Raw genomic sequence first — 24,963 nt, forward strand, 5'->3', positions numbered from 1 at the left:
TCGCCCGGGAGTAGTGACATACCGCGCGGTATGTGCGCAGAATCAGCGCATCCCTTACCGCCGCGTAGGCAATGTCGCCCCGGGAGGACACCGTGCTGAGCACGATGCAGGACGTACCGCTGCTGATCTCGAGGATCCTCACCCACGGGTCGACGATCCACGGCAGCTCGCAGGTGACCACCTGGACCGGTGAGGGCGAGCCGCACCGCCGTTCCTTCGCCGAGATCGGCGCCCGCGCCGCCCAACTGGCGCACGCCCTGCGCGAGGACCTCGCGGTCCGGGGCGACGAACGGGTGGCGACTCTCGCCTGGAACAACGCGGAACACGTCGAGGCCTACTTCGCGATCCCCTCCATGGGCGCGGTCCTCCACACCCTCAACCTCCGTCTCCCGCCCGAGCAGCTGGCCTGGATCGTGAACCACGCGGCCGACCGGGTGGTGATCGCCAACGGCTCGCTGCTGCCGCTGCTCGCCCCGCTGCTGCCGCACCTGAAGACGGTCGAGCACGTCGTCGTCACCGGCCCGGGCGACCGCTCCCTGCTGGACGGTGCGTCCGTCCGGGTGCACGAGTACGAGGACCTGATCGCCGGGAAGCCGACCACGTACGACTGGCCCGAGCTGGACGAGCGCGCCGCCGCCGCCATGTGCTACACCTCCGGCACCACCGGCGACCCCAAGGGCGTGGTCTACAGCCACCGCTCCGTCTACCTGCACTCGATGCAGGTCAACATGGCCCAGTCGATGGGGCTGACCGACCAGGACACCTCGCTGGTCGTGGTCCCGCAGTTCCACGTCAACGCCTGGGGCCTGCCGCACGCCACCTTCATGACCGGCGTCAACATGCTGATGCCGGACCGCTTCCTGCAGCCCGCGCCGCTCGCCGCGATGATCGAGAGCGAGCGGCCCACGCACGCCGCCGCCGTCCCCACCATCTGGCAGGGCCTGCTCGCCGAGCTGACCGCGCGGTCCCGGGACGTCTCCTCGCTCACCCAGGTCACCATCGGCGGCTCCGCGTGCCCGCCGTCCCTGATGGTGGCCTTCGACAAGCTGGGCATGCGGGTCTGCCACGCCTGGGGCATGACGGAGACCTCGCCGCTCGGCACGGTCGCCCGGCCGCCGGCCCACGCGGTCGGCTCGCCGGAGGAGTTCGCGTACCGGCTCACCCAGGGCCGTTTCCCGGCCGGCGTCGAGGCCCGCCTCACCGGTCCCGGCGGCGAGCGCCTCCCCTGGGACGGCGAGTCCGCCGGTGAGCTGGAGGTCCGCGGCAACTGGATCGCCGGCGCCTACTACAACGGCCCCGGCGCCGAGCCGCTGCGCCCCGCCGACAAGTTCAGCGAGGACGGCTGGCTGAAGACGGGAGACGTCGGCACCATCTCCGCCGACGGCTTCCTCACCCTCACCGACCGGGCCAAGGACGTCATCAAGTCCGGCGGCGAGTGGATCTCCTCCGTCGAGCTGGAGAACGCGCTCATGTCCCACCCGGACGTCGCCGAGGCCGCGGTCGTCGCCGTCCCCGACGACAAGTGGGGCGAGCGCCCGCTGGCCACCGTCGTCCTCAAGGAGGGCGCGAGCGCCGACTTCGCCGCCCTGCGCGCCTTCCTCGCCGAGGACGGCAAGATCGCCAAGTGGCAGCTTCCGGAGCGCTGGACGATCATCGACGCCGTGCCGAAGACGAGCGTCGGCAAGTTCGACAAGAAGGTGCTGCGCAGGCGGTACGCCGACGGCGGGCTGGACGTCACCCGGCTCTGACCGACGCGCCGGTGCCGGGCGGCACCCACCGCCCGGCATCCGCGTGCTCACCGCTCCTGTACGGGGCGTCGGTCTCCGCTCCCTGCACGGGCGTCGCTCACCGCTTCCGTACGGCCGTCGCCGTCCACCCCAGGACCAGCCACGCCGCCGCCACCGCGCACACCCCGCCCCAGCCCCAGTGGCTGAACGCGGGCCCCGCGAGGGCCGAGGCCAGGGCGCCGCCCGCGAAGCCCGCCACCACGTACGCCGTGTTGGCGGTGGCCGGGGCGGAGGTGGTCGTCAGGGCGAGGGTCTGGTTGGCGACGTGGGAGGCGACCAGCGCGGCGTGCACCAGGACCGCCGCCGCGCACAGGGCCGCCATCGTCCGCCCGCCCAGCCAGAACAGCGGCACGGACACGGCGGCGAGCAGATACGCGGACCGTACGACCTTGGCGGCGCCGAACCGGTCGACCAGGCCGCCCGCGAGCGGCGCGACGACACTCGCCGCGAGCCCGAACAGGCCGAACAGCCCGGCCGCGGCGGTGGTCATGCCGTACCCGCCGTCCTCTGTCAGGAGCAGTGCCAGCGACGTCCACAGGGCGCTCCAGGCGCCGTACATCCCCGCCTGCCGCACGCACGCGCGCCACAGGTCCGGCGAGTGGCGCACCACACCGGGCAGCGCGGCGAGGCCGGCGAACAGCGGGCCCTGCCGCTGCCGCCGCTCCGCGGGGAGTATGTACGCGGTGGCCAGGCCCAGCGCGGCGGTCAGCACGGCCGCGCCCACGAACACCACGCGCCAGCCGAAGGCCTGCCCGACCAGCCCGCCCAGCACCCGTGCCGCCACGACGCCGGTGAACAGGCCCGCGATGACGGCCGCGACATGACGGCCCCGGCGCTCGGCGGGGGCGCGCTCGGCGACCAGCGGAACGAGCAGCTGCGGTACGACGGTCGCGGCGGAGGCGACCAGCACGGCGCCGGCGAGCGCGCCGGTCCCGGCCGTCGCGGCGCCGGCGACCAGGGCCGCCGCGGCGACCAGGGAGAGGACGGCGACGAGGCGGCGCCGGTTCACGCCGGCCCCGAGCGGGGCGAAGAAGAGCAGGCCGGCCGCGTACCCGAACTGCGCGACCGAGGCGAGCCAGGCCACCGCCGAGGGGGTGGAGCCGAAGTCGTGGGCGATGAGGGGCAGCAGTGGCACCGCGACGTAGATGTTGGCGGCCGTCACGGCGGTGCAGAGGGCGATCAGCGGGAGGAAGAGCCGGGACGTGGTCGGGGCCGGCTTGGCGGACGGTCGCGTCCGGTCTGTTCCGGTTCCGGTCCGAGCGGCTGCGGACGATGATGACGGCATGAGCGGAGCGACTCCTTCGAGCGCACTGAACGGCTGACTGCGCACTGACAACCAGGGTCAGCAACTAACTGGTTGGTTGGAAGTAACTCCGGGAGTCTGGCCCGCATTCCCCGACTGTGTCAACCAAACGGTTGGTTATCCGGCCCGCCCCGCTACCCTGTCCCCATGGCAGCAAGGGACCCCGAGGCCACCAAAGCCCGCATCTTCGAGGCGGCGGTCGCCGAGTTCGCCCGGTACGGCATCGCCGGTGCCCGCATCGACCGCATCGCGACCGAGGCCAAGGCCAACAAGCAGCTGATCTACGCCTACTACGGCAACAAGAGCGAGCTGTTCGCCACCGTCCTCGAGAACAAGATGCTCGACCTCGCGATCTCCGTCCCCGTCGACCCGGACGACGTCGAGGGCTGGATCGACCGCCTGCTGGACTACCACGGCGCCCACCCCGAGCTGCTGCGCCTCCTCTTCTGGGAGGGCATGGAGTACGGCACCGCCGAGCTGCCGCACGAGGCCGAACGCCAGGCGCACTACGCCCGCAAGGTCGCCGCCGTCCGGGACGGCCAGGAGCGTGGCGTGATCACCGACGCCATCCCCGCGCCCGACCTCCTCTTCCTGCTGGTCGCCATGGCCAACTGGGCGGTCGTCGTGCCCCAGATGAAGCGCATCCTGGTCGGCGGCGAGGACACGGACGCGGACCGCCTGCGCGCCTCGATCAAGAAGGCGGCGCGCAGCATCTTCTCCGCCTAGACGCGCGGCATCGTCTCCGGTCGGACGTGCGGCAGCCTCTCCGGCCAGGCCCGCGCGTCGTCTCCGCCCGGAGCGGCGTCAGTTGGTCCCGATCCGCGCCAGCAGCTCGACGATCCCGGACTGCACCTCGCCGCTGGTGGAACGCTCCGCCAGGAACAGCACGGTCTCGCCCGAGGCCAGCCGCGGCAGGTCGGCCTGGTCGACGGCGGCGGTGTAGACGACGAGCGGGGTGCGGTTGAGCCGGCCGTTCGCACGCAGCCAGTCGACGATCCCGGCGAAGCCCTCCTGGCGCCGGTGCACCTGCATCAGGTCCATCACGACCAGGTTCGGCCGGAACTGCCCCGCCAGCGTCACCGCGTCGGCGTCACTCGCCGCGCGCGCCACCTGCATCCCCCGCCGCTCCAGCGTCGTGGTCAGGGCCAGCGCGATCTCCGCGTGCTCCTCGATCAGCAGCACGCGCGGCGGGTGCTGCTCGCTGTCGCGCGGCGCGAGCGCCTTCAGCAGGACGGCGGGATCGGCGCCGTAGGCCGCGTCGCGCGAGGCCTGCCCGAGCCCGGCCGTGACCAGTACCGGTACCTCGGCCGCAACCGCCGCCTGCCGCAGCGACTGGAGCGCCGTACGGGTGATCGGCCCGGTCAGCGGGTCCACGAACAGCGCGGCGGGGAACGCCGCGATCTGTGCGTCGACCTCTTCGCGCGAGTGCACGATCACCGGCCGGTAGCCGCGGTCGCTGAGCGCCTGCTGCGTGGAGACGTCCGGTGCGGGCCACACCAGCAGCCGGCGCGGGTTGTCCAGCGGCTCCGGCGGCAGCTCGTCGTCCATCGGCTGCGGACGCGGCGGGTCGGCCACCTCCACGGCACCGCCGGGACCGTCCAGCGGCTCGGGCCCCTCGGCGGCGTTCTTGTCCGGTGCCCCTATGGCGTACGACCGTCCGACGCCCTCGGTCCCCGGTGCGCGCCGGGGCTGACCGCCGGCCAGGGACGGCTGCCCCTGGCCCTGTCCCTGGCCCGGCGGTTGAGGCTGGGGCTGCGGGCGCGTCCTCGGCTGCGTCGCGGGGGACGGCTGCTCGGCCGAGGGGTGCGGACGGGCCGTCTGCTCCGGGTGCGCGGAGGCCGGGTCGGGCGGCGTGCCGAGCTTGCGGCGCCGACCGGAGCCGCCCGGCTGGTGCGGGGCGGGGGTGGCCGACTGCTGAGGGGGCGGCGCGGGCAGGGTCGACGGCTGCTGCACCTGGAGCGCCTGCCGATTGAACGGCACGCCCTGGCCCAGCGTCCGCACGCTGATCGACCGGCCCTGCGTCGAGTTCGGGTCCCCCGGAGCGGAGGCCTCGGCGGGCAGGGGCTGCGCCGCGCGCGGCGCCGGGGCGTTCTCCGGCGGCAACGGGGTGCCGCGGCTCGGCGTGGCGGCGGGGACGTTGTGCGGGGGTGCCGGGGCGGGGGGCGCGGGCGGCACCTCACGGGCGACGACGCCCGGCGGCACGGGGGTGCCGGCACCCGTGGTGTCCGCGGCGGCGGGCCACGGCGTCGGGGCGGGGGCGGCCTGACCCGCGGTCGCGGGCCGCGCGGTGCCGGCGACGGGTCCGGCGGCCTCGGCGGTCTCGGCGGACCGGGGCGCCCCGTCGCGAGCGGGGTGCTGCGCGGGTGCGGCTTCCGGGGCGGGTGCGCCCTGGTGGGCGGTGGGGTGCGCGGACAAGGGTGCGCTGTGGCCTGTGGGGGGCTGCGCGGGCATCGGTACGCCGTGGCCGGCGGTGCTCTGCGCAGGCACAGGCGCGCCCGGCGTCGGAGCGCCCGGCATCGGGCCCCCCAGCACCGGAACCCCCTGTCCCGGTGCGGGCGCGGGGCCCGGCACCGTTTCGGCCGGCCGGGTCGACCCGGCCCGGCGGCGGCGTCCCGTGGGCGCCTCCACCGGGTGCGGCTGCGGCGGGGTGTGGTCGTCGGCCTGGTCGTGCGGCACGGCGTCGTGCCGGCCGTCGTCGAGCAGGGCGTCACCGGAAACCGTCGGTCCGGGCACCCGGGCCTGATCCGCGGGAGCCACGGGAGCGGTAGGAGCCGCGGGGGCCACGGCCCCGGCGGTCCCGTGCGGCGGCTGCGGCGCCCCGTCGGACGGCCGGTCCGCGTCGGCGGGCGGCAGCGCGAACACCTGACGCGGCGCCGCCTCCTGCGCCGCGGCACGCTCGTTCGCGGAGGCCAGGGCACGCCGGCGGCGCCCGGTGGGCAGGGACGCGTCGGACGGGTCCGCCTCGCCGGCCTGCGCGGGCAGCGCCGCGGGCAGCGCGTGCTGCTCGCCACCGTCCCGCCGGGCACGGCGCCCGGTCGGCGCGGGCACGCCCTGCGGCGGCACGGTCCCGCCCAGACCGGTGTTGGAGGCCGCGGCCCCGCCGGTGTTCTCGCCGGCCATGACGACGGCGCCCTCGGACACCCCGGCGGCCGTTCCCTGCGGCACACCCTCGACGGCGCCCTCCGCGGCCCCCGCGTCGTCCCCGGGCCGCCCGCGTCGGCGCCCGGTGCCGCCGGACCCCTCACCCGGTGCCGCCTGCGCGGGAACCGGAAGCGGGCCCGCCCCCTGCGTCTCTTCCCGGGCTGCCCCTGCCTGGCCCGGTGCGCCCTGCACCTGAGCCGTACGCCGCCTGCGCCGGCCGGTCGGTACGGCGTCGTCGCCCTCGGGACCGACGGCCCCGTCGGCACCCGTACCCGCCGCGCCGGACGCGCCCGCGACCTCGCTCTCCAGGAACGCGTCGACCGACGCCCGCCGGGCACGCCGCCGTCCGCCACCGGGGGGCGACTCCTGAACGGCGAGCGCGTTGCCCACGCCTGCCACGGCCTCCGTGCCCGCGCCGTCGTCGGCCTCGGCGGCCGGAGCGAGGGCGGCAGCCGGGACCGGCGCTTGGGCCGCGACGGCCCCCGCCCCACCGCCGATCGGCACCTCCAGCACGTACGCGCTGCCACTCATGCCCGGCACCTCGTGCGTCTGCAGCACGCCACCGTGCGCCCGCACGATCCCGCGCACGATCGGCTCGTGCACCGGGTCTCCCCCGGCGTACGGCCCGCGCACCTCGATGCGTACGACCTCGCCGCGCTGCGCCGCCGCCACCACGACGGTGTTGTCCAGGTACCCGCCCGTCGCCGACACGGGCGAGTTGCCGGTGGCGTCGACGCCCGCCACGTCCGCGACGAGGTGCGCGAGCGCGGTGGCCAGCAGCCGGGGATCCACCTCGGCCTCGATGGGCGGCGCGTGCACGGCGAACTGCACCCGTCCCGGCCCGATCAGCTCGACGGCCCCGTCGACACCGGCGGCGACGACGGCGTCGAGCATCACCTTCGTACGGGCGATGTTCTCGTTGCCGACGTCGAGGCGCTGGTAGCCGAGGACGTTGTCGATGAGCGTGGTGATGCGGGAGTAACCGGCCGAGAGATGGTGCAGCACCTGGTTGGCCTCGGGCCACAGCTGCCCGGCGTCGTCCGCGGCCAGCGCGGCCAGTTCCTGGCGCAGCTCCTCCAGGGGCCCGCGCAGGGAGTCGCCGAGGAGGGTGAGCAGCTGTTCGTGCCGGGCGGCGATCGCCTCGTACCGGTCCTTCTCCCGCTCACCGAGCGCGGCATAGCGGTCCGCGTCCGCGGCGGTCTCCTCCGCGTGCTTCTCCCGCAGCTCCTCCAGCTCGGTGACGTGCTGCTGGCGCAACGCCGTGAGCTCGGAGGCGTGTTCCTCGGCGAGCCGCTCCAATTCCTCGGCGTGCCGCTGCTCCGCGTCCTCCCGCTCCTTCACAAGTGCGTCGAACGGCCGCCGGTCGGTGAAGGTCAGCACGGCGCCGACGAGCTGGTCGCCGTCGCGCACGGGCGCGGTCGTCAGGTCGACCGGGACCTGGTCGCCGCTCTTGGTGAACACCACCTGCCCGCGCACCCGGTGCTTGCGGCCGGAGCGGAGCGTGTCGGCGAGCGGGGACTCGTCGTACGGGAAGGGCGAGCCGTCGGCCCGCGAGTGCAGGACGAGGGTGTGCAGCTCACGGCCGCCGAGGTCGCTGGCCCGGTAGCCCAGGATCTGGGCGGCGGCCGGGTTGACGAGGACGATCCGCCCGTCGGTGTCGGTGCCCACGACGCCCTCGGAGGCGGCCCGCAGGATCATCTCGGTCTGCCGCTGCGAACGGGCCAGTTCGGCCTCGGTGTCGACGGTGCCGGAGAGATCGCGGACGACGAGCATCAGCAGTTCGTCGCCGGTGTAGCCGTAGCTGTCGTAGGCCTGCTGGCCGTTCTCCAGGTTGGCGCTGGCGACCTCGACCGGGAACTCGGTGCCGTCGGTGCGCCGGGCGACCATCCGCGTCGGCTTGGTGCGCGCCCGCGGGTCGACGTGGTCCGGCCGCCGCATGGACCCGGGGATGAGCCGCGAGTCGAACTGCGGCAGCAGATCCAGCAGCCCGCGTCCGACCAGCGCGGTGCCCGGGGCCTCGAAGGCCTCCAGCGCGATGGTGTTCGCGTTGACGACGGTGCCGTTGGCGTTGACCAGGACCAACGCGTCGGGCAGGGCGTCCAGTATGGCTGCGAGGCGAGCAGCGCCTCGGGATGGCCTGCTGCTCACGAGACGCTTCCCTCCTGTTACCGCACTTGCCGACCGCCTGGGCCATCTTGCCAATCGGCCCGCAGCAGTGTCACGCGAGGGAGTCTAAGGGTTGGACCCCGGCCGGAGGTGAAGGATGGGACGGAGGTCGTCCGAGGAAGTGACGTAGAACATGTGACCGGGTGCTCGTGCGCCGCCCCCGGCAGGCGCACGAGACCCGCTACGACCGTCCCGGCGCCCCCAGCGCGGGCAGCAGCGGCACCATGCGGTCCCAGCGGGAGATGGCGCAGCCGTTACGGCGGTCGTACGTGGCGTCGACGGGGCGTCCGGCCCAGATGCCGGTGACGTGTGCGGTGGCGGGTCCGCCGTGCTGCATGGTGCAGAGGCTGCCCTCCGGGACCGGTGCGAAGGGGTCCTGTCCCCACCGCGTGTCGCGTTCGGCGGCGGCGCAGGCGCCGGCCGGGTCGGGATGGCTGCCGCCGGCGGGGTTGCAGTACAGCTCGTAGGTGCCGTCCGCGTCCGCGCCGGCGTCCCGGACGGTGACCGTGAGGTGGTCACCGTCCGGCACGGCTGCCGCGGGGTGTGCGGCGGACAGGGGGGCGAGGGCGGCGAGGGACAGGGCGGCGGCGCCGAGGAGGCGGGCGGCGCCGGGGAGACGGTTGATCTTCGACATGCCCTGACTAACGTTCCGGCCCGCCGGACGTTGCGCGACCGGCCGCGCCACAAGGTCTTTGCCCTGCGGCCCGCCTGCCTAGTACCGTAGGGGTCGATTGGTGACAGCGCGCTCGACTGTGTCATCATCGGCACGCGCCACTCGCGCTCGCACGCGAGGGGTGATGTTGTCTGGAGGCGTCGCCTAGTCCGGTCTATGGCGCCGCACTGCTAATGCGGTTTGGGTTTTAAAGCCCATCGAGGGTTCAAATCCCTCCGCCTCCGCACCGATCACCGAAGCCCCGGCCCCACGGCCGGGGCTTCGGTGTTGTCCGGGGTGGTGCTCCTGCGTGACCCTGAGCGCCCTGGGTGATGTTTCCGCAGGTCACAAGGGGTGTGGCCAATGGATTTCACATGACGGCGGCAGTCATGTAATGTTCTTCCTGTCGCCGCGAGCGGGCCGGAAGGGCCGGGAGCGGCGGGAAAACTGAAAAACACAAGCACTCGTAGCTTAACGGATAGAGCATCTGACTACGGATCAGAAGGTTGCAGGTTCGAATCCTGCCGAGTGCACAGCAGACCGGAAGCCCCGTGGATATCCACGGGGCTTCCGGCTTTTGCCTTGACGGCAGTCTTCGGCGGCAACCGTCCCGGAGAACGGGTAGGGAGTCGTTGTCGCTGAGTAGTCGTACTCATGCGCCGGCCTCGCCCGCGCGGGCAGGGTGGCGAGCATGAGCCTGCCCGCTGCCCCGCCGGCCTTCGACGCCACCCCTGGCCCCGGACGGCGGCGCCGTGCAGACCGTGGTGCCGACATCGGAGCCGGGTGCGGTCTCGTGTTCGTGGAGTCGAGCGTCCTGGTGGTGATCTTCGGGCTCTGGTTCCTGTCCGGGTTCCGCCTCGACCCGGCGAAGAGCGTCACGACCGATTCCTTGTGGAACTACCTGGCCGCCGCCGGTGGAGTCGGAGTCCTCGCCGTGGTGGCGGCCGCGACAGCCGCATGGGCCGGGGCTGTGGCGACGGTTGTCAGCCAAGCCGTCATGGCCGCTCTGATCTGCGGCCTCGTCTTCGGCGGCGTGGAAGTCCAGTCCCACCAGGACCAGCGGTGTCGTGACACTCCGTCAGCGGTGGGCTGCCGGCTGCCTCAGGACCGGACCACGCCGAGTGCACAGGGCCCGGATGCCCGTCGACTGATGGGCGGCGCCCGCGGCCTTCAGGCGCCGGGGTGATCGCCGTGGGCCACTGTGTCTAGGGTGTGCGCATGTTGGGACGACGCATCTCCATATCCATCCGGCCGAGCCTCGACGGAGGCATCCGGTGAACAAGCCACTGAGGGCCGTGGCGATCTTCTGCGGGCTGCTCGTGCTCGGCCTGTTGATCCGCGCGAACTGGCTGCAGTACGTCCGGGCCCCGGAGCTCGCCTCCGACACCAAGAACCGGCGCGTCCAGATCGAGCAGTTCGCCACCCCGCGCGGAGACATCGTCGTCGGTGGCCGGGCCATCACCGGCTCCACCGAGGTGAAGGGCACCGACCTCAAGTACAAGCGCACCTATGCCGACGGTCCGATGTACGCGCCGGTGACGGGATACGCGTCGCAGGCGCAGGGCATGACGCTGCTGGAGAAGACGTACGACGGCATCCTGACCGGCAAGGACGACCGGCTGGCCTTCCAGCGCTTCGCCGACGTCATCAGCGGTGAGGGCCGGCGGGCCGGCTCGGTCGTCACCACCATCGACCCGAAGGCGCAGAAGGCCGCCTGGGACGGGCTGACCGACCTGAAGGGCGCGCGGGGGGCCGTGGTCGCCCTGGATCCCCGGACGGGGAAGGTGCTGGCGCTGGTCTCGGCGCCCTCCTACGACCCGTCGACGTTCGCGGGGAGCACCTTCAAGGAGTCCGACCGGTTCGTGGCGCTCGACAAGGAGAAGAACAAGCCGCTGGCCAACCGCGCGCTGCGCGAGACCTACCCGCCGGGCTCCACCTTCAAGATCCTCACCGCGGCCGCCGCCCTGGAGAACGGGATCGTCACCGACATCGACGCCCGCACGGACGCCCCCTCTCCGTACAAGCTGCCGCAGGCCAGCAACAGGATCGGCAGCGAGGCCGGTGACGCGGTGTGCGGCAACGCCTCGATGAAGGTCGCGATGCAGCACTCGTGCAACAACGTCTTCCTCGACGCCGCGTCCAAGCTCGGCGCGGAGAAGATGCGCGAGACGGCCGAGAAGTTCGGCTTCAACGAGGACGTCTACTCCGAGGACTTCGGCGACCTGCTCGCCACCAAGAGCCTCTACCCCGAGAACCTCGACAAGCCGGGCACGGCGCTCACCGGCATGGGGCAGGGCAGCCTCACCAGCACGCCGATGCAGATGGCCATGGTCACCGCCGCCCTGGCCAACGACGGCAAGCTGATGCAGCCCTACATCGTCGACGAGGTCAAGGGCCCCGACCTCGGCACCCTGGAGAAGGCCGAACCCAAGGTGATGAGCGAGGCGGTCTCCGCGGAGACCGCGCAGAAGGTCCAGCAGATGATGGAGTTCACCGCCAAGGAGGGCAGCGCCCGCCGCGCGCAGATCGACGGCATCACGGTCGGCGGCAAGACCGGTACCGCGCAGCGCGGTGTCAACGTGGCCGACGAGGTGCCGTACGGCTGGTTCGTCTCCTACGGCAAGAAGGACGACGGGTCCTCCGTCGCCGTGGCCGTGTTCATCGACCCGACCGACATGGACATCTCCCGTGAGGACATCTCCGGTGGCGGTCTCGGCGCGCCGATCGCCAAGAGCGTCATGAAGGCGGTCCTGAAGCAGTGACGCCGCCGCGGATGGCGGTGCGTCACGCCCTCGTCGCGTCGTACGCCGCGCGGGCCCGCTCGACCGCCGCCATCCGCCGCTCCGTCCACCGCGCGAGGTCCCGGACCTGTTCCGCGGCCTCGCGGCCGAGGTCGGTCAGGGAGTAGTCCACGCGGGGCGGGATCACGGGCTTGGCGTCGCGGTGGACCAGGCCGTCGCGTTCCAGGGTCTGCAGGGTCTGGGCGAGCATCTTCTCGCTGACCCGGCCGATCTCCCGGCGCAGTTCGCTGAAGCGGTACGAGCGCTCCAGCAGCGCGATCAGGGCCAGGGTGCCCCAGCGGCTGGTGACGTGCTCCATGACCAGGCGCTCGGGGCACATCGGTTCACTTTCTGCCATGTTCATACCGTACTTCCGGGCGGGCACTGACTTCGGGTGAGTGCCCGCCCGGTCGTTGTCAGTGGTGCCCTCTACTCTCGACAGAGATGGCACAGGCATGGAAGTGCTCGGGGCTGCGGTGGGCGGCGGGCGGTCCCGTGCTGACATGGGTCGGGGGGCGGCGCAGTGCGCTGACCCGGGGGAAACGGGTGGCCTTCGGGGTCGCCGAGGGGGGTGTACGGACGTGCGGGGGAGCGCGGGGGCACGCGTGCCCGGCCGGGGCGGCCGTGCCGGGGCGGAGTACGGGGGCGCGGTGCGAGGAGTGCGCGCGGCTGGACCGGGCGCACTCCGTGGCCGCCGACACGCTGGCGGACGATCCCCGGCCGTACCGCGTGTACCTGGCCTGGTTCGGGCCGGGCCTCGTCAAGGTGGGGATCACCGCGTACGAACGGGGAGATGCCCGGCTGCTCGAGCAGGGGGCCGTCTGCTTCAGCTGGCTGGGCCGGGGGCCGCTGATGGCCGCGCGGCGCACCGAGGAGCTGCTGCGGGCCGCGCTGCGGGTGCCCGACCGGATTCCGTACAGCCACAAGCGCGCGGTGCGGGCGGGGCTGCCGGGGACGGAGGCGGAGCGGGCGGCCGAGATCGCGGAGCTGCACGCGCGGGCGGTGGGGCTCGGCGGCTGGCCGGAGTCGCTGACGCCGGAGCCGTTCCGGGGAGTGGATCACGCGCGCGTCTTCGGGATCGAGCAGTCGGATCGTGGGCCGGCCGCCGTGGGCGAGGTGGTCCAGTTGGTGGCGGGCGGGGCGATCGGTGGTGAGCTGGTGGCGGTCGCCGGGCCGGATCTGCATCTGGCGACGGAGCGCGGCGTCGTCGTCCTCGACACGCGGCTGATGACGGGGTGGGAGCTGGTGCCCACCGCGGGTGAGCCGTGTGCCGTGCCCGTGCGGGAGCTCAAAGGAGCGGCCGGAGTACAGGACGGGCTGTTCTGACCTCGCCTGTCCTGCCCACTCGCCTGTCCTGCCCACCCGCCCGTCCTGCCCGGCCTCGGCCGCCCTGCCCGAGCCCGCCTCTTGTCCGTGCACCGGCCGAGGTCCTGGGCGGAGAACCGAGTGCTGGAGGGCTGCCCAGGGGGTTCCTGAGAGGCCCCTGTGGGTTTCTCAGAGAAATCACAGCTCGGGGAAAGGGTGCTCTCAGAGCGTCCCGACATGGTGTCCGGTATGACCACGACCTCGCCCCAGGGGCGCACCGAACTGCTGAGGCCGGACGGGAGCCCCGTCCGGGTGCTTGTAGTGGACGACGAGCTGTCCATCACCGAGTTGCTGTCCATGGCCCTGCGCTACGAGGGCTGGCAGATCCGCAGCGCGGGGGACGGGCACGGTGCCGTCCAGGCCGCGAGGGAGTTCCGGCCCGACGCCGTCGTACTGGACATGATGCTCCCCGACATGGACGGGCTGAGCGTGCTCGGGCGGCTGCGCCGTGACCTGCCCGACGTGCCGGTGCTGTTCCTGACCGCCAAGGACGCGGTCGAGGACCGGATCGCCGGGCTGACCGCCGGCGGGGACGACTACGTCACCAAGCCGTTCAGCCTGGAGGAGGTCGTGGCCCGGCTGCGCGGACTGATCCGGCGCTCGGGGGCCGCCGACCGGCGGTCCGACTCCGTACTCGTCGTCGGCGACCTCACCCTCGACGAGGACAGCCACGAGGTCACCCGGGGCGGCGACGGCATCCACCTCACCGCCACGGAGTTCGAGCTGCTGCGCTTCCTCATGCGCAACCCGCGGCGCGTGCTGAGCAAGGCGCAGATCCTGGACCGCGTGTGGTCCTACGACTTCGGCGGGCAGGCCAACGTCGTCGAGCTGTACATCTCCTATCTGCGCCGGAAGATCGACGCCGGTCGCGAGCCGATGATCCACACCCGGCGTGGCGCCGGATACCTGATCAAGCCCGCGACCTCGTGAGCGGGCGGCGACGACCGCGGCCGCGGACCCTGCGGACGCGGCTCGTCGTCGCGTCGGTGGCGCTGATCGCCGTGGTGTGCGCGGTGATCGGGACGGTGACGACGGTGGCGTTGCGGTCGCATCTGTACGAGCAGTTGGACGGGCAGGTGCACGAGGTCGCGATGCGGGTGTCCGGCTTCGGGCCGCCGGGCGACTTCAAGGCGGGCGGCGGAGGACCGCAGCAGCGGATGGACCTGGACGAGTTCGTCAGGCACGGACCGCAGCCGCGCGACACGATCGTCGCCGAGGTGCGGGGCGGCGAGGTCGTCGACGCCAAGTACGGCAAGGAGGACGACGAGAGCACCGACCTCAGCCGTACGACGGCGGTCTCCCTCGACGAGGCGGGACGCGCCGCGCTGGCCTCCGTCCCCCGGGACGACGGCGCGCACAGCGTCGGGATCCCCGGCCTCGGCGACTACCGCGTGCAGTACCAGGACGGCTACTACGCCGCCCTCCCCACCTCGGACGTCACCGGCACCATCAACACCCTGATCCTCGTGGAGGCCAGCGTCACCGCCGCCGGTCTCATCGCGGCCTCCCTCGCCGGGACCGTCATCGTCGGTGTCGCCACCCGCCCCCTGCGCAGGGTCGCCGCCACCGCCACGCGGGTCTCCGAACTGCCCCTGCACGCGGGCGAGGTGAACCTCGACGAACGCGTCCCGGAGTCCGAGTGCGACCCGCACACCGAGGTCGGCCGGGTCGGAGCCGCGCTCAACCGGATGCTCAACCACGTGCACGGAGCGCTGCACGCCCGGCAGGAGAGCGAGACCCGGGTACGGCAGTTCGTCGCGGACGCCAGCCACGAGCTGCGCACGCCGCTCGCCTCCATCCGCGGGTACGCCGAACTCACCCGCAGGGGAAGGGAACGGATCGGCCCCGACACCCGGCACGCGCTGGGCCGGATCGAGTCCGAGGCCGGGCGGATGACCCTGCTGGTCGAGGACCTGCTCCTGCTCGCCCGCCTGGACGCGGGGCGGCCGTTGCAGTTCGAAAAGACCGACCTCGTACCGCTCGTCGTGGACACCGTCAGCGACGCCCGAGCGGCCGGCCTCGACCACGTCTGGCGGCTCGACCTGCCCGACGAACCGGCGCTGGTGTCGGCGGACGCCGCCCGGCTCCAGCAGGTGCTGGTCAACCTGCTGGGCAACGCCCGCAACCACACCCCGCCCGGTACGACCGTCACCGCGCGCGTGCGGTCCGGCGGTGCGTGGCTGTGCGTGGACGTCGAGGACAACGGGCCCGGCATCCCGGCCGGGTTGCTGCCGCACGTCTTCGAGCGTTTCGCGCGCGGCGACTCCGCGCGCTCCCGGGCGACCGGCTCGACGGGCCTCGGGCTCGCCATCGTGCAGGCCGTGACGGCCGCGCACGGCGGTGGAGTGACGGTCGACAGCGTGCCGGGGCGGACGGTCTTCACCGTGTACCTGCCCGCGCGACCCGCCCGGGGGAGCGCCGGCACGCACTCACAGGCACACCACAGCGTCACCACACGGGTGCGACAGGGGACGTGAGAAGAGTCGGTCCCATGCGAACCGACTCTTCTCCCGGCTCCCTGCCGGCGCGGGAGCACCTCCCGGCCGCAGGAGCCGGTGCGCCCGTCCTGGACGTAGTGATCCCCGTCTACAACGAGGAGAAGGACCTGAGGCCGTGCGTCCTGAGGCTGCACGAGCACCTCACCCGCACGTTCCCGTACGCGTTCCGCATCACGGTCGCGGACAACGCCTCCACGGACGCCACCCCGCACGTGGCGGCGCGCTTGGCGGCGGAGCTCGCCGAGGTCAGGTCCTCCCGGCTGGAGCAGAAGGGACGGGGCCGGGCCCTCAGGACCGTCTGGTCGGCCTCCGACGCCCCGGTCCTCGCCTACATGGACGTCGACCTGTCGACCGACCTGAACGCGCTGCTGCCGCTGGTGGCCCCGCTGATATCCGGTCACTCGGACCTCGCGATCGGCTCCCGGCTCGCCCGCAGCTCGCGGGTGGTGCGCGGCGCCAAGCGGGAGTTCATCTCCCGCTCCTACAACCTCATCCTGCGCGGCTCCCTCCAGGCCCGCTTCTCCGACGCGCAGTGCGGTTTCAAGGCGATCCGCCGGGACGTGGCGCGGGTGCTGCTGCCGTTGGTGGAGGACACCGGCTGGTTCTTCGACACCGAGATGCTGGTGCTCGCCGAGCGCGCGGGGCTGCGCATCCACGAGGTGCCGGTCGACTGGGTCGACGACCCGGACTCCACCGTGCACATCGTGAAGACCGCGACCGAGGACCTCAAGGGCGTGTGGCGGGTCGGCAAGGCCCTGGCCACCGGTTCGCTGCCGCTGGACCGGCTGGCCCGGCCGTTCGGTGACGATCCGCGCGACCGGGACCTGAAGGACGTACCGCAGGGGCTGGCCCGGCAGCTCGTCGGCTTCTGTGTCGTCGGCGCCCTGTCCACCCTCTTCTACCTGCTGCTCTACAGCGGCTTCCGCCTCTTCGCCGGCTCCCAGCCCGCCAACGCGCTCGCCCTGCTGGTCTCGGCGGTCGCCAACACGGCCGCCAACCGGCGGCTGACGTTCGGGGTGCGGGGCCGGGGCGGAGCCGTGCGGCACCAGGCGCAGGGGCTGGTCGTCTTCGGCATCGGCCTCGTCCTGACCAGCGGATCGCTTGCGGCGCTGAACGCGGCGACGGCCGACCCGGACCACTCCACCGAGCTGGCGGTGCTGATCGCCGCCAACCTCGCGGCCACCGTGCTGCGCTTCCTGCTCTTCCGCGCCTGGGTGTTCCCGGACACGCCGCCCACCCCCGACACGCCCCGCACGCCGGACGCGCCCCGCTCGCCGGACGCGCCTCAACAGCTGCGGCCGCACGGGGCGGCCCCGCACGAGACGGCCCCGTTCCGCGCCGATGACGTCGCGGACCGCGCCTGGGGGGACGCGACCGCACGGCTGCGCCCGGTGCGCCCCGCCGACACCGACCCGAGGGACGGACGATGACGACGCACGACGACCGGACGACGTACGCGGGGGACACACGCCCCTCGGACGGCCAGGAGTGGGGGCCGCCGTCGGCGGCGCCGCCCGCGTCCGGGCAGCCCCGGCCGCGCAGACCGTGGCGGGGCCGCCCCGAGGACCCCGGCTGGGTGCGCCCCGCCCTCCTCGGCCTGCTGCTGGCCACCGCCCTGCTCTACCTCTGCAACCTGAGCGCCTCCGGCTACGCCAACTCCTTCTACTCGGCGGCCGTGCAGGCGGGCAGCCAGTCCTGGAAGGCGTTCTTCTTCGGCTCGCTCGACGCGGGCAACGCCATCACCGTCGACAAGCCTCCGGCCGCCCTGTGGCCGATGGCGCTGGCGGTCAGGGTCTTCGGGCTGAGCTCGTGGTCGATCCTGGCCCCCGAGGTGCTGATGGGCGTCGCGACGGTCGCCGTCGTGTACGCGGCCGTGCGCCGCCGGTTCAGTCCGGCGGCCGGGCTGATCGCCGGTGCCGTGCTGGCGCTCACGCCCGTCGCGGCGCTGATGTTCCGGTTCAACAACCCGGACGCGCTGCTGGCGCTGCTGATGTCCGTCGCCTGCTACCTCGTCGTCCGGGCACTGGAGGACGGGCGGACCAGGTGGCTGGTGTGGGCGGGCGTCGCGATCGGCTTCGCGTTCCTGGCGAAGACCCTCCAGGCCTTCCTGATCCTGCCTCCCCTGGCACTCGTCCACGGCTTCTGCGCGCCGGTGCGGCTGAAGAAGCGGCTGGGACAGCTCGCGCTGGCGACCCTCGCGATCGTCGTCGCCGGCGGCTGGTGGGTCGCGGTCGTGGAGCTGTGGCCGGCGTCGTCCCGCCCGTACATCGGCGGCTCGCAGAACAACAGCTTCCTGGAGCTGACCTTCGGCTACAACGGCCTCGGCCGGCTCAACGGCGAAGAGACCGGCAGCGTCGGCGGCGGTGGCGGCGGCATGGGCGGCGCGGGCGGCGGGCAGTGGGGCGAGACCGGCTGGGACCGGATGTTCAACTCCGAGATCGGCGGCCAGATCTCCTGGCTGCTCCCGGCCGCCCTGATCCTGCTCGTCGGGGGACTGATCGCCACGCGCCGCGCCGGCCGTACCGATGTCGCCCGTGCGTCCTTCCTGGTCTGGGGCGGCTCGCTGCTGATGACCACGGCCGTCTTCAGCTACATGGCGGGCATCTTCCACCAGTACTACACGGTGGCCCTCGCGCCCTGTCTGGCGGCCGTGATCGGCATGGGCGCGGCGACGCTGTGGGAGCGGCGGGAGCGGGCCTGGGCGTCGCTCGCCCTCGCCGTCGCCGCCACGGCGACCGCGGCCTGGGGATACGTACTCCTCAACCGCACACCCGACTACCTGCCCTGGCTGAAGTGGCTGGTCCTGGTCGGCGGCCTGAGCGCCGCGCTCGGGCTCGTGTTCGTCGGGCGGCTGGGGCGGCGGAACGCGCTCGGGGTGGCGGGGCTGGCCGTGGTGGCGGCGCTGGCCGCGCCCACCGCGTACACGCTGAGCACCGTGCGGGAAGGGCACAGCGGCTCCATCGTCACGGCCGGACCGGCCGGTGCGAGCATGATGGGCGGCCCGGGCGGTGGCGGCGGCCGGGGCGGTGGCCGCGGAGGCGGCGGCTTCCCCGGCGGCGCAAACGCACCCGGCCAGGGCCAGGGCCGGGGCGGCCCCGGGGGCGGCGGCTTCCCCGGCGGCGCGCCCGGCGGGAACCAGCAGGGCAACGGCACCCCCGGAACCGGCCAGAACGGCCGGACGGCCCCGAACGGCGGGACCGGCGAGGGCGGCCCGATGGGTGGTGGCGGCGGTGGTGGCGGCATGGGCGGCCTGCTCAACGGCGCCCAGGTCGGCTCCGAGGCCAAGAAGCTGCTGGAGACCGACGCCGACCGGTACACCTGGGTCGCCGCGGCGATCGGCTCCCAGAACGCCGCGAGCTACCAGCTCGGCACCGGCGACCCGGTGATGGCGATCGGCGGCTTCAACGGCACGGACCCGTCGCCCACACTGGCCCAGTTCAAGGAGTACGTGGCGGACGGCAGGATCCACTACTTCATCGGCGGCGGGATGGGCGGCGGCATGGGCGGCGACTCCGGCGCCTCGTCGCAGATCACCTCGTGGGTCGAGGCCAACTTCAAGGAGGTCACGGCCGGTTCGGCCACCTTCTACGACCTCACACGACCGACCGACGGCAGCTGACGCCTCGGCAGCGAGAGACAGTACCGGGACAACGGGCGGTGGCTTCGGCCGCCGCCCTCCGCCCGTGGCACCGCGCTAGGCCGCGGCCCCGTTCTCCGGCCGCAGCGCCTCCGTGAGGTCGTCGTACACCGGCACGTCCCGGCGCAGGCCGGACAGTTCCAGGACGCGGCTCGGCACGCCCGTCGGCGCGGCCACCACCCGCAGCCGGACGCGGCCGGGCAGACGCCGGCGCACGTCCTCGAGGAGGCGGACGCCCTGGGAGTCCATGAAGCGGGTCCCGGCCAGGTCCAGGACGAGGAGGCGCAGCCCGTCGGACCGTTGGTCCACCGCGGCCATGATCAGGGGCAGCAGCCCCGCGGCGTTGCAGAAGTCGATCTCGCGGGGCAGGGCGAGCACGACGCGGCCGGGTGGGTCGCACGGCTCGCACGTCTCGCTGGGATGGGGAAGGAAGGTCACGGCACTCACCTGACAGACGTCCGTCCGGCTTCCGACAAGGCCGCTTCCTGACCCGGCCCCATTGCACCACGCGGGCGAGGGGCGCGGAAGGGCGCCCGCCCGGTCCGTCGGCCGGGCGTCACCGGCGCGCAACCAAGCGGCTAAAGTGCTGTTCGTCCTGTGCTCGCAGTCAGGAATGTGCTGCGGAGCTCTCCTGCGCACGGCCGTTGGGCCGCGCATGCCGAAGAGGTTCGTGGTGACTGCGTCCGAATTTACCGATGTGCCGCGTTTTCCGGCGGGTTTCGAGCTCGCCGAGGCCCTGACGGCGGCGGCCCGGCACCTGCACGGGACGGGCACCCCGGACCACACCCTGAGCACCGCCGTCGAGCTGGCGGTGCGGCTGCTGCCCGGCGCGGAGCACGCGGACATCTCGGAGATCCAGCGGGGCAGCCGCCCGCGCACGCTCGCCCGGACGGACGAGGCCGTGCGGTTCGCGGACGAGCCCCGGTACGGCGGCAGCCGCGGGCCGCATCCGGACTGGGAGAACCTGTGGACCACGTCCGTGGTGCGGATAGAGGACAGCGAGGCCGACGGCGGCGGCAACGCCCTGTCCGACCTCGGCCTCCGCTCGGCGCTGTCGCTGCGGCTGCGCGCCGACCGGCGCCGCCTGACCGTCCTGACGGCGTACGCCCGCAAGCCGCGCGCCTTCGACGAGGACGCCACCCGCATCGGCCGGCTGTTCACCGCGCACGTCAGCCTCGCCCTGGACTCGGCGACCGTGCGCGAGCAGCTCACCGAGGCCATGCGCACCCGGGACCTGATCGGCCAGGCCACCGGCATCCTCATGGAGCGGCTGGGCATCGACGCGGCGGGGGCCTTCGACTCCCTGGTGAAGGCCTCGCAGCGGGAGAACGTGAAGCTGCGCGACCTCGCCCGCCGCATCGTCGACGCGAACACCGGCGCCGGGGGGCGAGGCGTGGTCGAGCGGTGACGGGACATCCGTAGGGACATGACCTCGCAGACCCAAGACACGTTCGAGAAGGCCATCGCGCGCAGCCAGGGGCTCGACACCCTGCTGCGCGACCTGACCGACCGTGCGGTCGCGCAGGTGTCCTGGGCCGTCGCCTGCTCGGTCACGGTGCGCCGTGCCGACCGCCTGATGACCCTGGCGGGCAGCTCCGGCCTGCCCAGCGGCCTGGGCCTGCGGCAGTACGAGAACGGCTCGGGCCCCTGTGTGGACGCCGCGGAGACGGGGTGCACGCAGTACGCCCCCGACCTCGCCACGGAGACCCGCTGGCCCGCGTACACGCGGTACGCGCTGGCCACCGGCGTGCGCCGGGTGCTGGCGCTGCCGCTGCCCGTCGAGGGCGAGACGGGCGCCGCGCTCAATCTCTACGGGCGCGAACCCGGCTCGCCCGCCGACTCGCACCAAGCGGCCCGCACCTTCGTGGCGCGGGCCGCGGACGCCGTGAACGAGGCCCTGCGTGTCGAGCGGCAGCAGGCCTCGGCGGCCGACGTGCGCACCGCCCTGCTCTCCCGCAGCGTCATCGACCAGGCGGTCGGCATTCTCATGGCCCGGGAGCGGATCGACGCCCACCACGCCCTGGAGCGGCTGCGGCGGGCCTCGCAGCACACGAACGTCAAGCTCCGGGACCTGTGCGACGAACTGGTGGCCCGGGCGTCCCGCCGTGCCTCACGCGGCCGGCAGTGAGTCCCCCTGGACCGCCTGGATGTCCAGCTCGACGCGGAGCGTGGTGCCGATGGCGGCGATGCCGGCCTGGAGGACCTGGTTGTAGTTCATGGCGAAGTCCTCGCGGCGCAGCTCGGTGGTCGCGCGGAACGCCGCCCGGGTGCCGCCCCAGGGGTCGGCGCCGGTGCCGAGGTAGGCCAGGTCCAGGTCGACGGGGCGGACGACGCCGTGCAGGCCCAGTTCGCCCTGGACGGTCCAGCGGTCGGAACCGGCCTGGGACACACCGGTGGAGCGGTAGGTGATCTCCGGGTACCGCTCGACGTCCAGGAAGTCGGCGGAGCGCAGGTGGGTGTCGCGCATGCCGTTGCCGGTGTCGATGGACGCGGCCTTGATCACGGCCTCCACCCGGGACTTGGTGATGTCGTCCGGGGCGATCTCGACGGTGCCGGCGAAGTCCGTGAACCGGCCGTGCACGCTGGAGATGCCCAGGTGCTGGGCGACTGCGGCCACGCTGGAGTGCGCCGGGTCGACGGTCCAGGGCCCGGGCGGCGGCAGCTCGGTGCCGCCCTGGCGGGTCAGCGTCACGGTGCCCACCTCGGCGCGTCCGCTCGCGGTGACGATCGCGCTGGAGGCGGCGGGCGCGTAGCCGACGGCGGTGACGATGACGGTGTACGGCCCGGGCGCGAGCGGGGTCGTGTCCCGCACGGTGCCCTCGGTGTCCGCCTCGGCGCGCAGTACCTGCGTGCCGGTCATGTCGGTCACCGTGACGACCGCGTGCGACACGGCCCATCCGTCCCGCGTGCGAATCCTCGCGGTCAGTCCCATCCCGTTTTCTCCCTGCAAAGGCTCAGAAATTGGTCGTAGAGGTCGTAGATGTCGATGAGGTCGTTGAGAAGTCGTAAGAGAACCGGCCCGTGGCGGCGGGCGCGCCTCCGCTCAGAGCGCACACGCCGCCACGGGCCGGGGTTCGGCTACTCGCCGGGGTGGGCGAGTTCGATGTCGTGGCCGTCGGCACCCTGGCCGGTGACCGTCAGGGCCGTCGCCACCGGCGGGTAGCCGGTCGCGATGACGGTGTACTCACCGGCGTCCAGGTCGGTGAAGGCGTACGCCCCGTCAGCCCCGGTGGTCGCGGTGCCGACCACGTTGCCCGCCGCGTCGACCAGCGTGACGCGGGCGTCGGCCAGCGGGCCGTGCGGAGCCCGCACGACACCCTGGACCTCGGCGCCGGCCTGCAGGTCGACCTCGACGCGGGTGACCCCGGTGCCGCCCACCTCGACGGGCAGGGCGCGCGGCCGGTAGCCGGAGGCGTTGACGGCGACGGTCACCGTGCCCGGCACCAGCTCGGCGAAGGAGAAGTCGCCCTGGTCACCGGTGGCGGCGGTGGCCAGCAGGTCACCGCGCACATCGGTCACGATCACCATGGCGTCCTTGACCGGCAGCCCGTTCTCGGCGGCCCGGACCAGGCCGGTCAGTCCGCTGGTGCCGCTGAGCAGGACGTCGTAGGCGACCGGCTCGTCGTTCACCACGATCGTGGAGGCCTGCGGCTGGAAGCCGTCGGCGGAGGCGATCAGGACGTACGACCCCGCGCTCGGCGCGTCGACGGCGTAGGAGCCGTCGGCCTGGGCGACCGAGCGGCCCAGCTGTCGGCCCGCCAGGGATATCAGCGTGACGGCGGCCTGCGGGACCGGCGCGGACTCGGCGCCGCGGACGAAGCCGCGGACCGGGATGCCACCGGAGACAGGCGCCCCCGGCCCACCGGAGCCGGCCACCGTGGCGACCGCGGCGAGCGGCTGCGGGGCGGTCTGCGCGCCGGAGTCGGCGACGGACGTGGCCGCGAGAGCACCGGCCGGGACCGGCTCGGGGGCGGTCCGGGTGGCCTCGGCCGGAACCGGGGCCGCCGGGGAGGCGGTCTCGGCGGCGGACTCCGCAGCCTGGGCCAGGGCACCGGTGGTGCGCAGCGGGACCTCCTTGATGAACAGGGTCACCAGGAAGGCGAGCAGGGCGATCGGCGCGACGTACAGGAAGATGTCGGCGATGCCGTGCCCGTAGGCGCTCTCGAGCCAGTTGCGGATGCCCGGGGGCAGCAGGTCCATGTCGGGGATCGCACCGCTGCCGGAGGCCTTGGCGGCCGCCGCCTGCTCCTGCGGGCTGAGCGAGCCGATGGTGTCCGAGGCGTAGTGGCTGATCCGGGAGGACATCACGGAGCCGAGCACCGAGACGCCCACCGCACCACCGAGGGACCGGAAGAAGGTCACCGTGGAGGACGCGGCACCCAGGTCGCTCGGGGCCACCTGGTTCTGCGTGCAGAGCACCAGGTTCTGCATCATCATGCCGACGCCGAGACCCATCAGCGCCATGAAGATGGCGATGTGCCAGTACGCGGTGTCGTAGCGCATGGTGCCGAGCAGGCCCAGGCCCGCGGTCAGCAGCACGCCGCCGGCCAGCAGCCAGCCCTTCCACTTACCGGTCTTGGTGATGATCTGACCGGAGACCGTGGACGAGACGAACAGACCGCCGATCATCGGGATGGTCATGACGCCCGACATGGTCGGGGACTTGTCCCGGGCCAGCTGGAAGTACTGGCTGAAGTAGACGGTGCCCGCGAACATCGCGATACCGACGAACAGCGAGGCCAGCGAGGCCAGGGTGATGGTGCGGTTCTTGAACAGGCGCAGCGGGATGATCGGCTCGCTGGCCTTGGTCTCGACGAAGCAGAAGATCAGCGTCAGGACGATCGCGCCGCCGACCATGACGCCCGTCTGCCACGACATCCAGGAGTACTTGTCGTCGGCGAAGGTGACCCAGATCAGGAGCAGGCAGACGGCCGCGGTGACGAAGAAGGCACCGGCCCAGTCGACCTTGACCTTGCGCTTGACCACCGGCAGGTGGAGCGTCTTCTGGAGCACGATCAGCGCGATGATCGCGAAGGGCACACCGACGTAGAGGCACCAGCGCCAGCCGAGCCAGCTGGTGTCGGTGATGACGCCGCCGAGGAGCGGGCCGCCGACGGTGGCGACGGCGAAGGTCGCGCCGAGGTAGCCGGAGTACCGGCCGCGCTCGCGCGGGGAGATCATCGCGGCCATGATGATCTGGGCCAGGGCGGACAGACCGCCGGCGCCCAGACCCTGGATGACACGCGCGCCGATCAGCATCGCCGGGTTCTGCGCCAGGCCGGCCACGACGGAGCCGAGGACGTAGACGCAGAGGGCTATCTGGACCAGGGCCTTCTTGCTGACCAGGTCCGCGAGCTTGCCCCACAGGGGGGTGGAGGCGGTCATCGCCAGCAGCGAGGCGGTGACGACCCAGGTGTAGGCGCTCTGGCCGCCGCCGAGGTCACCGATGATCTCGGGCAGGGCGTTGGTGACGATGGTCGAGGACAGGATGGCGGCGAACATGCCGAGCAGCAGCCCGGACAGCGCCTCCATGATCTGCCGGTGCGTCATCGGAGCGTCTCCGGAGGAGCCTCCCCCGTGCTTGGCATGAGCCCGCACACCGGCTGGTGTGGTCGTTGCCATGGACTTCCTTTA

At 73.2% G+C, this 24,963-nt stretch carries 18 protein-coding genes and 2 tRNA genes; 13 read left to right on the top strand and 7 right to left on the bottom strand.

All coding sequences use genetic code 11. The features are described from left to right. Positions 1-71 precede the first annotated feature (71 nt). Positions 72-1,748: a long-chain fatty acid--CoA ligase gene (locus RM812_RS06090; RefSeq protein ID WP_311571351.1), complete on the top strand. Its 1,677-nt coding sequence runs from the start codon at positions 72-74 to the stop codon at positions 1,746-1,748. Positions 1,749-1,845: 97 nt separating this feature from the next. Here RM812_RS06090 and RM812_RS06095 read toward each other — a convergent pair whose 3' ends face one another. Further along, positions 1,846-3,072, bottom strand: coding sequence for an MFS transporter (locus RM812_RS06095; RefSeq protein WP_311571352.1), 1,227 nt, complete (start codon positions 3,070-3,072; stop codon positions 1,846-1,848). Positions 3,073-3,237: 165 nt separating this feature from the next. Between RM812_RS06095 and RM812_RS06100 the strand changes: the two genes are divergently transcribed. After that, entirely contained in the window at positions 3,238-3,816 is a 579-nt protein-coding gene (locus tag RM812_RS06100; RefSeq protein WP_311571353.1) for a TetR family transcriptional regulator, read from the top strand. Positions 3,817-3,894: 78 nt separating this feature from the next. Here the strand turns inward: RM812_RS06100 and RM812_RS06105 are convergent, their stop codons facing one another. Both RM812_RS06105 and RM812_RS06110 read right to left on the bottom strand, forming a co-directional pair. Beyond that, positions 3,895-8,379 (bottom strand): hybrid sensor histidine kinase/response regulator, encoded by a 4,485-nt coding sequence (locus RM812_RS06105; protein WP_311571354.1) that lies wholly within the window; start codon positions 8,377-8,379, stop codon positions 3,895-3,897. Between the two features lie 199 nt (positions 8,380-8,578). After that, positions 8,579-9,031 (bottom strand): SSI family serine proteinase inhibitor, encoded by a 453-nt coding sequence (locus RM812_RS06110; RefSeq protein ID WP_311571355.1) that lies wholly within the window; start codon positions 9,029-9,031, stop codon positions 8,579-8,581. A gap of 172 nt (positions 9,032-9,203) precedes the next feature. Between RM812_RS06110 and RM812_RS06115 the strand changes: the two genes are divergently transcribed. The 4 genes from RM812_RS06115 to RM812_RS06130 all read left to right on the top strand — a co-directional run bounded on the left by RM812_RS06115 (position 9,204) and on the right by RM812_RS06130 (position 11,811). After that, positions 9,204-9,294 (top strand) — tRNA-Ser (locus tag RM812_RS06115). Between the two features lie 215 nt (positions 9,295-9,509). Next, positions 9,510-9,582: transfer RNA gene (locus RM812_RS06120), tRNA-Arg, on the top strand. 158 nt (positions 9,583-9,740) lie between these two features. After that, the gene (locus tag RM812_RS06125) at positions 9,741-10,235 is read left to right on the top strand and encodes a DUF6234 family protein (RefSeq protein WP_311571356.1); all 495 of its coding nucleotides are present in this window, start codon (positions 9,741-9,743) and stop codon (positions 10,233-10,235) included. Positions 10,236-10,323: 88 nt separating this feature from the next. Further along, positions 10,324-11,811 carry a peptidoglycan D,D-transpeptidase FtsI family protein gene (locus RM812_RS06130; RefSeq protein ID WP_311571357.1) on the top strand — a complete coding sequence of 496 codons (1,488 nt, stop codon included), beginning with the start codon at positions 10,324-10,326 and terminating at the stop codon, positions 11,809-11,811. Between the two features lie 22 nt (positions 11,812-11,833). On the opposite strand, the gene RM812_RS06135 is transcribed toward RM812_RS06130, so the two are convergent. Then, positions 11,834-12,193: a winged helix-turn-helix transcriptional regulator gene (locus tag RM812_RS06135; protein WP_311571358.1), complete on the bottom strand. Its 360-nt coding sequence runs from the start codon at positions 12,191-12,193 to the stop codon at positions 11,834-11,836. A gap of 80 nt (positions 12,194-12,273) precedes the next feature. Here RM812_RS06135 and RM812_RS06140 point away from each other — a divergent pair, with 80 nt between their 5' ends. The 5 genes from RM812_RS06140 (at position 12,274) to RM812_RS06160 (ending at position 19,311) form a co-directional block, all read left to right on the top strand. Beyond that, positions 12,274-13,155, top strand: coding sequence for a DUF2797 domain-containing protein (locus RM812_RS06140; protein WP_311571359.1), 882 nt, complete (start codon positions 12,274-12,276; stop codon positions 13,153-13,155). Positions 13,156-13,383: 228 nt separating this feature from the next. Next, entirely contained in the window at positions 13,384-14,124 is a 741-nt protein-coding gene (locus RM812_RS06145) for a response regulator transcription factor (RefSeq protein WP_311571360.1), read from the top strand. Further along, the gene (locus RM812_RS06150) at positions 14,121-15,671 is read left to right on the top strand and encodes a sensor histidine kinase (protein WP_311571361.1); all 1,551 of its coding nucleotides are present in this window, start codon (positions 14,121-14,123) and stop codon (positions 15,669-15,671) included. The genes RM812_RS06145 and RM812_RS06150 overlap by 4 nt, the downstream gene beginning before the upstream one ends. A 14-nt stretch (positions 15,672-15,685) precedes the next feature. After that, positions 15,686-17,122, top strand: coding sequence for a bifunctional glycosyltransferase family 2/GtrA family protein (locus RM812_RS06155; protein WP_311571362.1), 1,437 nt, complete (start codon positions 15,686-15,688; stop codon positions 17,120-17,122). After that, positions 17,119-19,311: an ArnT family glycosyltransferase gene (locus tag RM812_RS06160; protein ID WP_311571363.1), complete on the top strand. Its 2,193-nt coding sequence runs from the start codon at positions 17,119-17,121 to the stop codon at positions 19,309-19,311. Before RM812_RS06155 ends, RM812_RS06160 begins: the two co-directional genes overlap by 4 nt. Before the next feature lie 75 nt (positions 19,312-19,386). Here the strand turns inward: RM812_RS06160 and RM812_RS06165 are convergent, their stop codons facing one another. Next, the gene (locus tag RM812_RS06165; protein ID WP_311571364.1) at positions 19,387-19,767 is read right to left on the bottom strand and encodes an STAS domain-containing protein; all 381 of its coding nucleotides are present in this window, start codon (positions 19,765-19,767) and stop codon (positions 19,387-19,389) included. A gap of 217 nt (positions 19,768-19,984) precedes the next feature. Between RM812_RS06165 and RM812_RS06170 the strand changes: the two genes are divergently transcribed. Beyond that, positions 19,985-20,737 carry an ANTAR domain-containing protein gene (locus RM812_RS06170; protein ID WP_311571365.1) on the top strand — a complete coding sequence of 251 codons (753 nt, stop codon included), beginning with the start codon at positions 19,985-19,987 and terminating at the stop codon, positions 20,735-20,737. Positions 20,738-20,755: 18 nt separating this feature from the next. Continuing rightward, positions 20,756-21,457, top strand: coding sequence for a GAF and ANTAR domain-containing protein (locus RM812_RS06175; RefSeq protein ID WP_311571366.1), 702 nt, complete (start codon positions 20,756-20,758; stop codon positions 21,455-21,457). Here the strand turns inward: RM812_RS06175 and RM812_RS06180 are convergent. Both RM812_RS06180 and RM812_RS06185 read right to left on the bottom strand, forming a co-directional pair. Continuing rightward, entirely contained in the window at positions 21,440-22,261 is an 822-nt protein-coding gene (locus RM812_RS06180; RefSeq protein ID WP_311571367.1) for a YceI family protein, read from the bottom strand. The two genes, RM812_RS06175 and RM812_RS06180, sit on opposite strands and share 18 nt — an antisense overlap. 146 nt (positions 22,262-22,407) lie before the next feature. Beyond that, positions 22,408-24,951, bottom strand: a complete 2,544-nt coding sequence (locus RM812_RS06185) for an MFS transporter (RefSeq protein WP_311571368.1) — start codon at positions 24,949-24,951, stop codon at positions 22,408-22,410. Positions 24,952-24,963: the final 12 nt, after the last annotated feature.

This window comes from Streptomyces lancefieldiae (assembly GCF_031845825.1).
In the GTDB taxonomy this organism is placed as follows: domain Bacteria; phylum Actinomycetota; class Actinomycetes; order Streptomycetales; family Streptomycetaceae; genus Streptomyces; species Streptomyces lancefieldiae.

Coding starts and splice junctions, on each gene's coding strand:
- RM812_RS06090 (WP_311571351.1), top strand. CDS start 72: ATGTCGCCCCGGGAGGACACCGTGCTGAGCACGATGCAGGACGTACCG.
- RM812_RS06095 (WP_311571352.1), bottom strand. CDS start 3,072: ATGCCGTCATCATCGTCCGCAGCCGCTCGGACCGGAACCGGAACAGAC.
- RM812_RS06100 (WP_311571353.1), top strand. CDS start 3,238: ATGGCAGCAAGGGACCCCGAGGCCACCAAAGCCCGCATCTTCGAGGCG.
- RM812_RS06110 (WP_311571355.1), bottom strand. CDS start 9,031: ATGTCGAAGATCAACCGTCTCCCCGGCGCCGCCCGCCTCCTCGGCGCC.
- RM812_RS06125 (WP_311571356.1), top strand. CDS start 9,741: ATGAGCCTGCCCGCTGCCCCGCCGGCCTTCGACGCCACCCCTGGCCCC.
- RM812_RS06135 (WP_311571358.1), bottom strand. CDS start 12,193: ATGAACATGGCAGAAAGTGAACCGATGTGCCCCGAGCGCCTGGTCATG.
- RM812_RS06140 (WP_311571359.1), top strand. CDS start 12,274: ATGGCACAGGCATGGAAGTGCTCGGGGCTGCGGTGGGCGGCGGGCGGT.
- RM812_RS06145 (WP_311571360.1), top strand. CDS start 13,384: ATGACCACGACCTCGCCCCAGGGGCGCACCGAACTGCTGAGGCCGGAC.
- RM812_RS06155 (WP_311571362.1), top strand. CDS start 15,686: ATGCGAACCGACTCTTCTCCCGGCTCCCTGCCGGCGCGGGAGCACCTC.
- RM812_RS06160 (WP_311571363.1), top strand. CDS start 17,119: ATGACGACGCACGACGACCGGACGACGTACGCGGGGGACACACGCCCC.
- RM812_RS06170 (WP_311571365.1), top strand. CDS start 19,985: ATGCCGAAGAGGTTCGTGGTGACTGCGTCCGAATTTACCGATGTGCCG.
- RM812_RS06175 (WP_311571366.1), top strand. CDS start 20,756: ATGACCTCGCAGACCCAAGACACGTTCGAGAAGGCCATCGCGCGCAGC.
- RM812_RS06180 (WP_311571367.1), bottom strand. CDS start 22,261: ATGGGACTGACCGCGAGGATTCGCACGCGGGACGGATGGGCCGTGTCG.
- RM812_RS06185 (WP_311571368.1), bottom strand. CDS start 24,951: ATGGCAACGACCACACCAGCCGGTGTGCGGGCTCATGCCAAGCACGGG.